General features: G+C 49.2%; 14 protein-coding genes. 11 read left to right on the top strand and 3 right to left on the bottom strand.

Annotated elements, in window-relative coordinates; translation table 11 throughout:
• The first annotated feature begins 18 nt into the window (after positions 1–18).
• The 4 genes from M1D90_RS03405 to M1D90_RS03420 are packed head-to-tail and all read left to right on the top strand — an operon-like array spanning position 19 to position 3,406.
• A complete protein-coding gene (locus M1D90_RS03405; RefSeq protein WP_025810736.1) occupies positions 19–621 on the top strand; it encodes a sugar transferase in 603 nt (200 codons plus the stop codon).
• Complete coding sequence (locus tag M1D90_RS03410) at positions 621–1,286, top strand: acetyltransferase (RefSeq protein ID WP_101561445.1); 666 nt, start codon at positions 621–623, stop codon at positions 1,284–1,286. Before M1D90_RS03405 ends, M1D90_RS03410 begins: the two co-directional genes overlap by 1 nt.
• Positions 1,273–2,418 carry a DegT/DnrJ/EryC1/StrS family aminotransferase gene (locus M1D90_RS03415; RefSeq protein WP_025810738.1) on the top strand — a complete coding sequence of 382 codons (1,146 nt, stop codon included), beginning with the start codon at positions 1,273–1,275 and terminating at the stop codon, positions 2,416–2,418. Before M1D90_RS03410 ends, M1D90_RS03415 begins: the two co-directional genes overlap by 14 nt.
• A 10-nt stretch (positions 2,419–2,428) precedes the next feature.
• The gene (locus M1D90_RS03420) at positions 2,429–3,406 is read left to right on the top strand and encodes a polysaccharide pyruvyl transferase family protein (protein WP_043054481.1); all 978 of its coding nucleotides are present in this window, start codon (positions 2,429–2,431) and stop codon (positions 3,404–3,406) included.
• A gap of 6 nt (positions 3,407–3,412) precedes the next feature.
• On the opposite strand, the gene yvfG is transcribed toward M1D90_RS03420, so the two are convergent.
• On the bottom strand, positions 3,413–3,628 hold the full coding sequence (gene yvfG, locus M1D90_RS03425) for a protein YvfG (protein WP_003185491.1): 216 nt from the start codon (positions 3,626–3,628) through the stop codon (positions 3,413–3,415).
• Between the two features lie 73 nt (positions 3,629–3,701).
• Here yvfG and rpoN point away from each other — a divergent pair, with 73 nt between their 5' ends.
• Positions 3,702–5,012, top strand: coding sequence for an RNA polymerase factor sigma-54 (gene rpoN, locus M1D90_RS03430; protein ID WP_444546401.1), 1,311 nt, complete (start codon positions 3,702–3,704; stop codon positions 5,010–5,012).
• A gap of 33 nt (positions 5,013–5,045) precedes the next feature.
• On the opposite strand, the gene lutP is transcribed toward rpoN, so the two are convergent.
• Entirely contained in the window at positions 5,046–6,737 is a 1,692-nt protein-coding gene (gene lutP, locus M1D90_RS03435; RefSeq protein WP_020453016.1) for an L-lactate permease LutP, read from the bottom strand.
• A gap of 201 nt (positions 6,738–6,938) precedes the next feature.
• Between lutP and M1D90_RS03440 the strand changes: the two genes are divergently transcribed.
• From M1D90_RS03440 to M1D90_RS03465, 6 genes are all read left to right on the top strand, one after another.
• Complete coding sequence (locus tag M1D90_RS03440; RefSeq protein WP_020453015.1) at positions 6,939–7,679, top strand: FadR/GntR family transcriptional regulator; 741 nt, start codon at positions 6,939–6,941, stop codon at positions 7,677–7,679.
• A gap of 130 nt (positions 7,680–7,809) precedes the next feature.
• Positions 7,810–8,526 (top strand): (Fe-S)-binding protein, encoded by a 717-nt coding sequence (locus tag M1D90_RS03445; protein ID WP_020453014.1) that lies wholly within the window; start codon positions 7,810–7,812, stop codon positions 8,524–8,526.
• Positions 8,527–8,568: 42 nt separating this feature from the next.
• Complete coding sequence (locus M1D90_RS03450) at positions 8,569–10,002, top strand: LutB/LldF family L-lactate oxidation iron-sulfur protein (RefSeq protein WP_020453013.1); 1,434 nt, start codon at positions 8,569–8,571, stop codon at positions 10,000–10,002.
• Positions 9,999–10,721: a LutC/YkgG family protein gene (locus M1D90_RS03455; protein ID WP_020453012.1), complete on the top strand. Its 723-nt coding sequence runs from the start codon at positions 9,999–10,001 to the stop codon at positions 10,719–10,721. Before M1D90_RS03450 ends, M1D90_RS03455 begins: the two co-directional genes overlap by 4 nt.
• Before the next feature lie 336 nt (positions 10,722–11,057).
• Positions 11,058–11,747, top strand: coding sequence for an ABC transporter permease subunit (locus tag M1D90_RS03460; protein WP_020453011.1), 690 nt, complete (start codon positions 11,058–11,060; stop codon positions 11,745–11,747).
• The gene (locus tag M1D90_RS03465; protein WP_023856326.1) at positions 11,747–12,673 is read left to right on the top strand and encodes an ABC transporter ATP-binding protein; all 927 of its coding nucleotides are present in this window, start codon (positions 11,747–11,749) and stop codon (positions 12,671–12,673) included. The genes M1D90_RS03460 and M1D90_RS03465 overlap by 1 nt, the downstream gene beginning before the upstream one ends.
• A gap of 354 nt (positions 12,674–13,027) precedes the next feature.
• On the opposite strand, the gene M1D90_RS03470 is transcribed toward M1D90_RS03465, so the two are convergent.
• On the bottom strand, positions 13,028–13,501 hold the full coding sequence (locus tag M1D90_RS03470) for a hypothetical protein (RefSeq protein ID WP_023856325.1): 474 nt from the start codon (positions 13,499–13,501) through the stop codon (positions 13,028–13,030).
• Positions 13,502–13,629: the final 128 nt, after the last annotated feature.

Below are 13,629 nucleotides of genomic sequence, written 5' to 3' on the forward strand. Positions count from 1 at the left end.
GAAAGGGGTGCGTTTTTCGTGCTAGCGAAACGGTTTTTCGATCTTGCATTGTCGGTTATTTTGCTGATCGCGCTCAGTCCAGCCATGATCCTGACAGCTTGCCTCATCAGATGGAAAATCGGCTCGCCTGTTTTATTTCGCCAAACCCGTCCGGGGCTGAATGGCGAGCCTTTTACATTATATAAATTCAGAACAATGACTGATGAAAGAGATGAAGCAGGCAATCTGCTAAGCGATGAAAAACGGCTGACAAAGACGGGGCGGCTGATCAGAAAAACGAGCCTTGACGAATTGCCGCAGCTGATCAACGTCATCAAAGGAGATCTCAGCCTCGTCGGGCCGCGGCCGCTTTTGATGGAGTATATTCCCCTCTATACGAAGCGGCAATGGAGACGGCATGAAGTCAAGCCGGGCATCACGGGCTGGGCGCAGATCAACGGGAGAAATAAAGTGACATGGGAGGAAAAGTTTGAACTTGATGTCTGGTATGTGGATCATCGTTCTTTTTTGCTTGATCTCAAAATCCTTTTGTTGACTGTCGTAAAAGTCTTGAAGTCGGAAGGCGTCAGCCAGGACCGCCATGTGACAGCAGAAAAATTTACGGGGAGAAGGAATGCCTGATGCAAAATGTGGTGATCATCGGAGCCGGCGGCCATGGGAAAGTCGTTCTGGATCTTGTAAAAGCACGGCCTGATACGGCGCTTGCCGGTATTCTCGATGATCGGTATGCGGAGCTTCATGTCGAGAACGGTCTGTATCGCGGTCCTTCAAGCGCAGCAGAAGAACTTGCGCGATTGCATCCGGACGTGAAGTTCGTCTTAGCTGTCGGTCAAAACGGTATCAGAAAGGAGCTGTATGAACGTCTCGGCCTTCCACTTGACCGGTATGCGGTTTTGATTCATCCGTCTGCCGTGATCAGCGGTTCGGCCCGGATTCAAAACGGCGCCGTTGTCATGGCGTCGAGCGTTATCCAAGCGGATGCCTACATCGGCATCCACACGATTGTCAACACAGGTGTGATCGTCGAACATGACAACCGGATCGGCGATTACGTTCATCTTTCGCCGGGAACGGTGTTAACCGGCGGTGTGACAGTTATGGAAGGCGCTCATCTCGGAGCGGGAACGGCGGTCATTCCCGGAAAGACAATCGGCCGCTGGAGCGTGACGGGAGCGGGATCATCCGTCATTCACGACATTCCTGATGATTGTACCGCTGTCGGAGTCCCTGCAAGAAAAATTAAATATCACAGCAGTAAAAAGGGTGAAAAACATGAGTCAGAATAAGCGAATTTATTTATCCCCGCCGCACATGAGCGGAGACGAAGAGCGCTATGTAGCTGAAGCGTTTCGGACAAACTGGATCGCGCCGCTCGGTCCCCTTGTCGATACATTCGAAGAAAAGCTTGCCGCCTATGCGGGGACGTCCGGTGCCGCGGCAGTCAGCTCAGGAACAGCCGCAATCCACCTGGCGTTGAAATTGCTCGGCGTCGGCAAAGGCGATAAGGTCTTCTGTTCTTCCTTTACGTTTGTAGCGAGCGCCAATCCGATTATATATGAGCAGGCTGAGCCGGTTTTCATCGATTCTGAACGGGATACATGGAACATGTCGCCCGAGGCGCTTGAACGGGCGCTCGACGAAGCGGAGCGGGCCAGAAATCTTCCGAAAGCCGTCATCGTCGTCAACTTGTACGGCCAAAGCGCGAAAATAGACGAGATTATCGCGCTTTGCGATCGATTTGCCGTCCCTGTTATTGAAGATGCGGCCGAATCGCTCGGTTCTGTTTATAAGGGCAGAAAAAGCGGAACCTTCGGACGCTTCGGCATTTATTCGTTCAACGGCAACAAAATCATCACCACATCAGGCGGAGGAATGCTTGTCAGCGATGATGAAGACGCTTTGAAGAAGGCGCGCTTTTTAGCCACTCAGGCGCGCGAGCCCGCCATTCATTATCAGCACGAAAAAGCTGGCTACAATTACCGGATGAGCAATGTCCTGGCCGGAATCGGCATCGCTCAGCTCGCCGTCCTGGATGACAGGGTACACGCCAGACGGGCGATCTTCGAGCGCTATCAGGAGGCGCTCGCCGGTATCGAAGGTATAGAATTCATGCCTGAAGCCGGCATGTCAAACCGCTGGCTCACGACATTAACGTTTGATACAGCAAAGATTCAAACAACACCGGCGGACATCATTGAACAGCTCGCAAATGAAAACATTGAAGCCCGGCCGTTATGGAAGCCGTTGCACAGACAGCCCCTTTTTAAAGGAGCGGCCTTTTATCAGCACGATGACCAAGGCTCTGTCTGCTGCGACTTATTTCAGCGCGGGCTCTGCCTGCCGTCAGGATCAAGTATGACGCGAAAAGAGCAGGACCGGGTGATTCAAATCGTGGCCGACCGGATTAAATATAAATGAGGTGCTAAACATGGCGATTACATATTCCATGGACAGCTTAAAGCATAAGCTGGCAGAAATTTTGGATGTCATCCCAAGACTTTCATCAGTCGTTTACTTGGACTACCCGCTCTACGGAAACGTCGGGGACCTATTGATCATGAAAGGAACGGAAGCTTTTTTTGAAGCATACGGCATCAAGGTGCGCGAAAGATGGAATGCAGAGAATTTTATTCCGGGCCGCCGCATTCCAAAGGACGCCATCATCGTTTGTCAGGGGGGCGGCAATTTCGGCGATTTGTACCCTCACTTTCAGCAGTTCAGGGAACGGGTTGTCGAACATTACCCGGACCACCGGATCGTCATTCTGCCGCAGTCGATTTATTATGAACATGAAGAAAATGCAAAAAAAACGCGCGGCATTTTGGCGGCTCACCCGGATCTGCACTTATTCACGCGGGAAAAGGCATCCTTCGAATTTGCTCTCAAGCATTTCGAAGGGGTGAAAAACATCAGAATGATGCCCGATATGGCTCACCAGCTCTGGCCGATCGCGGCACCTGCCGAAAAGCCTTCTGAGTCCGTTCTGCGGTTGATCAGAACCGACAAAGAAGCAAACAGCAGCCTGCAAAAAGCAGAGGAGCCGGATACGTACGATTGGAACGTTATCTTGTCAGAAGGCGACAAACGCGGAATCAAACGCTTGCAGACGATCAATGTCCTCAACAAAAAAGCCGGCAATCCGCTGCCGATCGCTTCTTATTGGAAACGCTATTCGGACAGCCTCGTCGACAAATCAATCCGTTTTTTCAACCGCTATGAATCCGTCGTTACTTCAAGGCTGCACGGCCACATCTTATCGTGTCTGCTCGGAAAAGAAAATGTCGTGATTGACAACTCCTACGGAAAAAACGCAAATTACTACAACACATGGATGAAGGATATCCCGAGTACAAAACTGATTCAAAACAATCCGGAAGAAGCAGAAAAACCGCCTGTTCACGTATGACAGGCGCTATGCTTCTTCGCGCTTTACTTTGTTGTAGGCTTCATCCAAATGCTGAATCCGTTTTAAGACGACCGCGTTTTTTGTCAGCTGGTCTTGGACAAGCGTTGACACGACTGAACGGTAGTAGCTGTTCATTGCGTGAATTTTATCCTCATTTGGATGCATTTCAATATGGGTTTTAAAATTTTCTATGAAATAGGGTACAGAGAAAAGTTCTGTCAATGGTAACACTCCTTTTTTAAGTCTATACGGTACGGAACCGATCGTGTAAACTAATAGTGGGAGGGGAGATATGATGAACTTGCATGTACAGCAGCAGCAAACGGCAAAACTTCACTTGACGCAAGGGCTTGCCCAAGCCATTCATATGCTTCAGTATTCGTCGGCCGAGCTGAACAGCCGGATTGACGAACTCTCATTGGAAAACCCCCTGATCGAACGAAAAGACCCCGATATTCCCCGATCATTTTACCATAAAACGAATCGTCATTTGCAAAATGAAGGAATGAGCCGCTCTGAGACGGCGCATTCCCGTGAAGATATCAAAAGCGTCTTGAAACAGCAGGCGCTCGATCTCCGGCTGTCAAACCGGGAAAAGCGGATTTTCAGCTACCTGGTCGAATCCCTTGATCGAAACGGATATGTGACAGAAGACATCGCCTTTATCGCTTCCGAGCTGGCTGTCACCAGAGAAGAAGTGGAAGAAGTCTTGGGCAAGCTGCAGACTCTTGATCCGGCAGGCATCGGAGCGCGGTCGCTTCAGGAATGCATCCTGATCCAATTAAAGCGTCTGCCAAAGGAGACGGCAAAAGCGGAAAAAGTTATTTCCCTATACTTTGACCTGTTTGCCAAAAAAGGATGGAAAGAGCTGTCTGAGAGAGCGGGCCTTTCGCTCTCAGAGCTTCAGGACATACAAGATCTTGTTGCAGAGCTGTCGCCGCGTCCCGGATTGATGTATGGCACGGATGAAGGCAGAGTCTATATCGAGCCTGATGTCATCATTTCAGCCGAGGATGGAAAATTGGTGCTTGAGCTCAGCAGCCGTTCTTTTCCCGATATCCAGCTTAACGCGTTTTACGAGCCGTTTTTGCAGCGCCAGTCAAAAGACGAGGCGACCGTTTATATCTCTGATAAGTTCAAGCAGTGGAAATGGCTCGACAATGCCCTCAGGCAAAGACGGGAAACGATGCGGAGGGTGATGGCGGAAATTATGGTGCGTCAAAAAGATTATTTTTTAAAAGGGAAAGACGAACTGAAGCCGCTCACATTAAAAGAAGTCGCCGATGCCCTCGGGGTTCACGAATCAACAGTAAGCCGTGCAGTCAAAGGGAAAATCGTGCAGACGCCTTTTGAGCTGTGCGAGCTTAAACGGTTTTTTTCGGCGAAGGTAAAGGATGCCGCTGACGGACATACGTCAAGTCACACAGTCAAAGCGCATCTTCGTCGGCTGATCGATGAAGAAAATAAAATGAAACCGCTTTCAGACCAGAAGCTGGCCGACCTTTTAAACGAAAAGCACGGCATCGTCATATCGAGGCGGACCGTCGCCAAATACCGCGATCAGCTTAATATACTGCCTTCGTCTGTCAGAAAGAGATATCAATAAAGAAGCCGTCCGGCACGAACGCCGGCGGCTTTTTTACGGGATCATCCACGCAAACAGGTGATGCTGCAGGAACGTGATCATGCAAACCAGGAACAGAAGAAACAGGCTGTGTTTCAGTGTAAAGCGCAGCAAATCGGATTCCTTTCCTGCCAGTCCGACGGCTGCGCAGGCGACAGCAATCGACTGCGGAGAGATCATCTTTCCGGTGACGCCGCCCGAAGAGTTGGCCGCCACAGACAGCACCGGCTCCATTCCGACCGACTGTGCCGTCACTTTTTGCAGACTGCCGAACAGCAAATTGGCCGACGTATCTGAACCGGTTATAAAGACGCCGAGCCAGCCGAGAACGGGAGAAAAGAATGCGAACATTGAACCCGTCATCGCAAGGGACATGCCAAGTGTTGTGCTCATGCCCGAAGAGTTGGTGACATAGGCAAAACCGACAACGGAAGCGATCGTTAATATCGGCTTGCCGAGTTCTTTCAGCGATTCTGTAAACACGGCGCCCCATTCTTTCCAAGGCATGCCTGTGACAAACTTTGTCAGTACGGCGGCAATCAGGATCGCCGTTCCCGCCGATCCGGCGAGATCAAGTTTATAAAGAGCTTCAAGCGGTTTTCCGGAGCCATCGAGAATTTGATTGTGCAAAAAAGGCACACCGGGCGCGAACGTCAGCCTGCCGCCGATATCACTAATGAACAGCAGCAATGGATTTGACCCTTCGTAATGGCCTGTCAGCGCCTGTTTGACAGCTGGAATTCCCCAGATGGAGACCATTGCCGTGAGCAGCAAAAACGGTGTCCACGCCTTGAAAATCTGCCCAGCCGAGTATGAGGCCTTTTGATGTTCAAGCTGCTGCGCCTCCGCGGCAGCGGCCATTTCCTTTTCATGTGAAAATCTGAATATCGTTTTCGGTTTCCAAAATTTTAAGAATACAGCGAGCGCGATAAGCGATACGATGGCTGACAAAATATCCGGGAGCTCAGGCCCCAGAAAGTTTGAGCTTACATACTGTGTAACGGCAAAAGAGACACCCGACACGAGAATCGCCGGCAGCACTTCCCAAGCCCTTTTCAAGCCGCTCATGATGATAATCAAATAAAACGGAATAAATACAGATAAAAACGGGAGCTGGCGTCCGACCATTTTTGAAATGTCCATCGCAGGAATCCCCGTCGGCCCTTCAACCGCGATAATCGGAATGCCGATCGCTCCGAAAGCGACAGGCGCCGTGTTAGCGATCAGGCATATGCCCGCCGCGTACAACGGATTGAAGCCGAGGCCGACAAGCAATGCGGCCGAGATTGCGACAGGGGCGCCGAAGCCTGCCGCTCCTTCTAAAAACGCCCCGAATGAAAACGCTATCAAAAGTGCTTGCAAACGGCGGTCATCTGTGATCGATAATACCGAGCTCCTGATGATTTCAAATTGGCCGGTTTTGACTGTAAGCTTGTACAAAAAAACGGAAGTCACAATGATCCAGCCGATCGGAAGCAGCCCGTAAACCGCCCCTTGTGAAGCCGACATCACAGCCTGATGAGCGGGCATGCCGTATACGAAAACGGCCAGCGCGAGCGCAATCAGCAAAGTCGACACACCCGCTGTATGCCCTTTCATTCTTTTGATTGCCAGAGCCCAGAAAAAATACAAAATCGGTATAAGCGCTGCAAGCGAAGAGAGCAGCAAACTGTTCCCCAGCGGAGTATAATCTTGCGTCCATCCCATCTCCAATTCCCCCTTTGTTCAAAGTCTCACTCAGTCATCTGATGACATGATGATAAGACTGATCATTTAGCATTATATTTCTCAATGTCATAAATTACAATCTTTTTTTGCATGGAGCCGAAGTCTATATGTTCCGGACGGAAAGAACGGTATAATAAAAAATAGCGCATCATGCCCAGTCTGGTTACGAGGTGAAAAAAGTTGAAATACAAACAAATCAAGACGAAAAAAATATACGAAGAAGTCGCAGAAGCGCTTCTTGAATCGATTAAAAGCGGAGAGCTTGAGCCAGGTGATAAGCTTGACTCCGTTCAGGCGCTCGCCGAAAGCTTTCAGGTCAGCCGTTCGGCCGTCAGGGAAGCGCTGTCTGCGTTAAAAGCGATGGGGATGGTCGAAATGAAGCAGGGGGAAGGAACGTATGTGAAAAGGTTTGAGCCTGAGCAAATTTCCATCCCCCTTTCGGCTGCGCTTTTGATGAAAAAGAAAGACGTCGCTGAACTGCTCGAAGTCCGTAAGATTCTTGAAATCGGAGCTGTTTCAAGTGCGGCTCAAAAACGCACAGAAGAAGATCTCGGGCGCATGCAGGCCGCACTTGAGGATATGAAGCAGGCGGATGGGAACGGCGAACTTGGCGAAAAAGCCGACCTCGCGTTTCATCTTGCGCTTGCCGGCGCCTCGCAAAACGATCTGCTGAAAGGCTTGATGAATCATGTGTCATCACTCTTAATTGAGACGATGAGGGAGACGCGCAAAATTTGGCTGTTCTCGAAGAACACAACCGTTAAGCGCCTTTATGAGGAACACGATGCCATCTATCAGGCTGTGATGGAAAAAGACGGCCAAAAAGCAGAACAGGCGATGCACAATCATCTGACGAATGTGGAAAATGTGCTGGCCTCATATTTTGAAGAAACGAAACAGGCCGACGAGCCGGCCATATAAGCAGCGGCCCGAGTGAAAACGAAAAAGAAACCCCTTTCAAAAAATTTTACCAAGGTGTAAGATGGAGAAAGAGGGTTTTCTAACCAAGTCATCAGATGACCTGATTTATCGGGTTGGAGAGGGGATCAAGATGAAAGTATCACTGTTTATCACGTGTTTGGTTGACATGTTTCAGTCAAATGTCGGAAAAGCGACGGTTGAACTGCTTGAGCGGCTCGGATGTGAAGTGGATTTTCCCGAAGGGCAGATCTGCTGCGGCCAGCCTGCGTACAACAGCGGCTATGTCAAAGATTCCAAAAAAGCGATGAGACGGATGATTGAGACATTTGAATCAGCCGAATACGTCGTCAGCCCTTCAGGATCGTGCGCTTTTATGTTCAAGGAGTATCCGCACCTTTTCCGGGATGAGCCGGCCTGGGCGGAAAAAGCGCAGCGGCTGGCTGACAAAACGTATGAGCTGACCGATTTTATCGTCAACGTTTTGAAGGTTGAAGACGTTGGGGCGACACTTGAGAAAAAGGCGACTTATCATACGTCATGCCATATGACAAGGCTTTTGGGCGTCACAGACGCGCCGATGAAGCTGCTTCGGCATGTGAAGGGACTGGAGTTCACGCCGCTGCCGCGCAAACACGACTGCTGCGGATTCGGGGGGACTTTTTCGGTGAAGATGTCGCAAATATCCGAACAGATGGTCGATGAGAAAGTGGCGTGTGTCGAAGAAACCGCCGCAGATGTGTTAATCGGGGCGGACTGCGGCTGCTTGATGAATATCGGCGGACGGATCGGGAGAAAGAACAAGCCGATTGAAGTCATGCACATCGCAGAAGTGCTGAACAGCAGATAAACAGACATCCGGTCATTTCACAGATAGAGGGGGACATTCGTTATGGCAATGAAGATCGGAACGCAGAAATTTAAAGAGCGCGTATCAGACGGGCTCGAAAACGAGTTTATGAGGGGGGCTGTTTCAAGTGCGCAGGAGCGCTTGAGAGCGCGCCGTCTTGAGGCGGCGGAAGAGCTCGGGAACTGGGAAGAATGGCGGTCTCAGGCCGAGGAAATCAGGCAGCACGTGCTCGAAAACCTGGACTACTACCTAGAACAGCTCGCCGAAAATGTCGCCAAAAAAGGCGGGTACGTATTCTTTGCACAGACGGCCGAAGAAGCGACAGGCTATATTCGCGATGTCGTGAAAAAGAAAAACGGCAAAAAAATCGTGAAATCAAAATCAATGGTGACCGAAGAAATCAACATGAACGAGGCGCTTGAACGCGACGGCTGCGAAGTGGTCGAAACCGATTTGGGCGAATACATCCTCCAAATCGATGATCATGATCCGCCGTCACATATCGTCGCACCTGCTTTGCATAAAAACAAAGAGCAAATCCGCGACGTCTTCAAAGAGCGGATCGGCTACCGCAACACCGAAAAGCCGGAAGAGCTTGTCATGCACGCGCGCGCCGTGCTCAGAAAGAAATTTCTCGAGGCTGACATCGGCATTACGGGCTGCAATTTTGCGATTGCCGATACGGGGTCTGTCAGCCTTGTCACAAACGAGGGAAACGGACGTCTCGTCACGACCGTTCCGAAGACGCAGATTACCGTGATGGGGATGGAGCGGATCGTCCCTTCATTCGACGAGTTTGAGGTTCTCGTCGGCATGCTCACAAGAAGCGCTGTCGGACAGCGGCTGACAAGCTATATCACGGCGCTGACAGGGCCGCGGCTGCCCGGTGAAGCGGACGGACCCGAAGAGTTTCACCTCGTCATCATTGACAACGGGCGTTCGAACATTCTCGGAACGGAGTTTCAATCCGTCCTCCAATGCATCCGCTGTGCGGCCTGCATCAATGTTTGTCCCGTATACCGCCATGTCGGCGGGCATTCTTACGGTTCGATCTATTCAGGCCCGATCGGAGCCGTATTGTCGCCGCTGCTCGGCGGATATGACGATTATAAAGAACTGCCGTACGCCTCTTCGTTATGTGCGGCATGCTCTGAAGCATGTCCGGTAAAAATCCCGCTTCACGAACTGCTTCTGAAGCACCGGCAGCGCATCGTTGAAAAAGAAGGGCGCGCACCGATATCCGAGAAGCTCGCGATGAAAGCGTTCGGCTTGGGAACTTCTGCGCCATCTCTATATAAAATGGGCTCCAAATGGGCGCCGGCAGCCATGAAGCCGTTTAACGAAGACGGCAAAATAACGAAGGGACCGGGTCCGTTAAAACAGTGGACCCAGATTCGCGACTTCCCCGCGCCGAACAAGTCAAGGTTCCGCGACTGGTTTGAGGACAGACGGAAAGAGAAAGGGGAAGACAGATGACAAACGGAACAATCCAAAATAAAGACGGCTTTTTAAACCGGATTGCGGAAAGGCTCGGCCGCAACAGGCGTTCGGCAGGTGTCACCGTTCCCGATTATACGTATCAGCCGCAGCACCGGGTATATCAAGGCTATACACAGGATGAGCTTGTCGGCGTCTTAAAGGACCACTGCCGAAAGATTCATACGGAGCTGATTGAAACGGATGTCATCGGCTTGCATGATGCCTTGTATGAACAAGCATCACGATTTGGAGGCGGGCCTGTCATCATTCCGAAAGATGACCGTTTTAAAGAGTACGGACTGTCAGGCCTGTTAACAGACAAGTGGCCGAATGAGGGGACAAAAGTGTGGGAATGGAATGCAGCGGCCGGAGATGAAAATATCCAGCGGGCCGAACAGGCTAACATCGGCGTGACATTCAGCGAGATCACGCTTGCTGAATCCGGAACGGTCGTCCTCTTCAGTTCAAAAGACAAAGGACGATCTGTCAGCTTGCTGCCGACGACATATATTGCGATCGTCCCGAAAAGCACCATCGTCCCGCGGATGACACAGGCAAGCGCAATGATCAAACAAAAGGTTGCAGACGGCGACGTCATCCCGTCCTGCATCAACTATGTCACTGGACCGAGCAATTCAGCCGACATCGAAATGGACCTTGTAGTCGGTGTCCACGGCCCGGTAAAAGCGGCATATATTGTCGTGACTGACCGGTAATTAGACGATAACAAAAAGATTAGCCTCATGCAGAGCTAATCTTTTTTTATTTAGCGATATGACAATTCCGGCATTTCCCGATTTTCCGCATCATTCCACTTTTTTTGCCAGTTATAAAATAGCGGAACTTGTTATATTAAAATGGTGTTTTTATCAGTTTTCCGGCTCTGTATCCCCATTTCTGCCGCTGGTTCAAGCCACTTGCATCTCATTTATGATTCTCGGAAACACCCCTGTAAGAAATAGCCTATTAAAATTTAAGGTAATGTTAAGGATAAGATTATTTCCCGATAATGTTCACTCACTATAATGGAGAATAGTGAAGGAGTGACTCGTATGCGGGCGGTATGTCTGAATGAATTTATCAGTCTTTTTAAAAGCATCAAGTCGATTATTGTCATTATTATTATGTTTTGGGTGAGCTATAAGACTGCAGGATTGATCGAACAGGCGCCTGCGGACTTTGTGCGCGAATTGGATTTAGGAAGCGATGCAAACGCAATCGGAACGGCGGTTATTGTTTTTGCTCTCGGTTTCCTGTTTATCGCTGGACTTTCCCATGACATGATCAACCGCGAAGTCCATGCCCGGACGGTCAGATTTCTTGTGACGAAAACCTCGCGGATCAAGATCATTCTGGGAAAGTTTTTTGGCGTCTGGCTGTTTTGGTTTTTCTGCATGCTCGTTTCGTACACCTTGGTGATGATCGCCTCAAAAGAGTTTTTATGGATGAGTTATGCAGACAGCATGGCGTTTCTTACAGCTGCAATCTCTTTGAACCTTTTATTTTCCATCGTGATTTCAAGGCCCGCCATGTCCATGTTTTTCGGAATCGTGTTTGCGCTCGTCTTTCCCGCGGTCAGCTTATGGACTGTTTATTCAGAGAACGGCATGATCACCTGGTTTAAATATTTAACACCGTACTATTACTCCGTGCTGGGCGGTTCTTTTGTTTTCATCAACTTTGTCTACGCGGCCATCGTTCTTTGCGGTGCGATCGTTTTGTTTAAAAGGAGAGATTTATAATGGATGTGGTGATCGAGGCAAAAGGGCTGATGAAAAGCTACGGGGCTAAAACCGTCGTCAATCATGTCGACCTCCAAGTCGAAAAAGGAGAGATTTACGGTTTCCTCGGCCGTAACGGTGCGGGGAAATCTACGTTCATGAATATGATCACAGGCATTATCGAGCCGACAGCCGGCAGTTTTCTGCTGTTAAATGATGCTTCGATTGAAAACGTCAAGCATCGCATCGGCGTTTTACCTGATTATTTGACCCTCTATGATTCAATGACAGCAGTCGGGCATTTGAAGTATTTTGCAAAGCTGAACGGACAAGCCGTATCGACTGAGCGGTGCGAAGAAGTCTTAGAGAGAGTTGGGTTCACTGAGCATGCTGAAAAAAAATCGGGCGCCTATTCATTCGGTATGAAAAAAAAGCTCGGCATCGCCCAGGCGATCATCCACGACCCCGAGCTCATCTTTTTGGATGAACCGACATCAGGTGTCGATGCCGAATCGGCCCTGCACATTCAAAAGCTGATTATGGATTTGCAAAAAGAAGGTAAGACGGTATTTATGACATCACACAACCTGCATGAGATAGAGAAAATCTGTACGCGAATCGCCATCATGAAAAACGGCCGCATTTTAATAGAAGGCACGCTCGATGAATTAAGGAGGCATTTCATGTCGAACATAAGCGTTCACATTCGCCATTCGACTATTCCCGATCAGCATTTCGGCCTGATCGACCGTTTTCTTGAGTCAGCTGGTGAAAACGTTCAATTCAATCACCATGAGATTTCGATCACCGTCAATTCAGAAGAAAAAATTCCCGCCATTGTCAGAGTATTAACAAACTGCAAAGTGGGAATCTACAGAATTCACGTCGATGAACCGTCGCTTGAAGACATCTTTTTGGACAGCTCTGAGGAACGCGTTGTTTCTTGACAGAAAGAATTTGATAGGAATGAACCCGGATCTGTTCGGGCATCATGCCTTTAGTCTTGCAGATGCGAATGGCGTCAATGGATAGATCTATTAAATGCCCGAACAAAAAAACGCCTTTGAATAAAGGCGTTTCAGCGTGTCGACAAACCCTCGCATTCGTTGTCAGGCCTGCGCGTCGGTGCTCACGAATTCCAACATTCGCTGCGCTCCGATGCTCGGCCTTCCTAGACTGCAAGGGTTTTCAATCACGCTGAAAGGATGACAAAATCCCAAAACAAAAAGTCGCTTTGGGATTTTGTCAACAATCTGAAACGCCTTTGAATAAAGGCGTTTTCCATAAGGGGTGCTCGGTTTCTAGTATTTCCCCAAAATCGACATGTCGCCGGTCGTTTCTTCATCAATGACATTTCCGTCTTGGTCCATCTTGACGAAATACCTGCCTCCGTTTGTTACGTTTTTGTACTCGGTTTCCGATGTACCGTCATCGTTTTGTGTGAATTCAAATTGAACATCAGCGATAAGAGTGTTGCTGTTGAGGTCGACATAGTAGGAATGGAAGCTGACATGGCTCCAGTCGTCTTTTTCGGCGGGGATGTCTGATATGACGCCGACTTTTTCAGCGGGATCATTGACAATCACGCCGTAATCCTTCTGCAAATTGCCGGTTTCGATATCATCATTGTTTAAAATCTCTTTCATCTGGCTAAATTCAGCATCTGTAGGTGTTGTATATCTGTCTTCAGGAATGTTTTTCGCAAAGCTTACGGACGATGAACCAAAGACGAGCGTCAATACGGACAAGATCACCATAAACGAAAGTTTTTTCACGTTCTCTTCCTCCTTTAGCTGAAGTGATGATTCGGTTCACACTCTATCATCGTTAAAATATTTTGTAAAGTTTGAATAATATTTCAATTTAACTATTTTTTTCGGGGGAAATCCGCCGATTTTTATAT

It is taken from the genome of Bacillus sp. JZ34, assembly GCF_053903205.1.

Excerpts from the sequence above, each read along its gene's own strand:
- M1D90_RS03415 (WP_025810738.1), top strand. The coding sequence starts at position 1,273 with ATGAGTCAGAATAAGCGAATTTATTTATCCCCGCCGCACATGAGCGGA.
- M1D90_RS03445 (WP_020453014.1), top strand. The coding sequence starts at position 7,810 with ATGAAAGTATCACTGTTTATCACGTGTTTGGTTGACATGTTTCAGTCA.
- M1D90_RS03450 (WP_020453013.1), top strand. The coding sequence starts at position 8,569 with ATGGCAATGAAGATCGGAACGCAGAAATTTAAAGAGCGCGTATCAGAC.
- M1D90_RS03460 (WP_020453011.1), top strand. The coding sequence starts at position 11,058 with ATGCGGGCGGTATGTCTGAATGAATTTATCAGTCTTTTTAAAAGCATC.
- M1D90_RS03420 (WP_043054481.1), top strand. The coding sequence starts at position 2,429 with ATGGCGATTACATATTCCATGGACAGCTTAAAGCATAAGCTGGCAGAA.
- M1D90_RS03465 (WP_023856326.1), top strand. The coding sequence starts at position 11,747 with ATGGATGTGGTGATCGAGGCAAAAGGGCTGATGAAAAGCTACGGGGCT.
- rpoN (WP_444546401.1), top strand. The coding sequence starts at position 3,702 with ATGAACTTGCATGTACAGCAGCAGCAAACGGCAAAACTTCACTTGACG.
- lutP (WP_020453016.1), bottom strand. The coding sequence starts at position 6,737 with ATGGGATGGACGCAAGATTATACTCCGCTGGGGAACAGTTTGCTGCTC.
- M1D90_RS03455 (WP_020453012.1), top strand. The coding sequence starts at position 9,999 with ATGACAAACGGAACAATCCAAAATAAAGACGGCTTTTTAAACCGGATT.
- M1D90_RS03410 (WP_101561445.1), top strand. The coding sequence starts at position 621 with ATGCAAAATGTGGTGATCATCGGAGCCGGCGGCCATGGGAAAGTCGTT.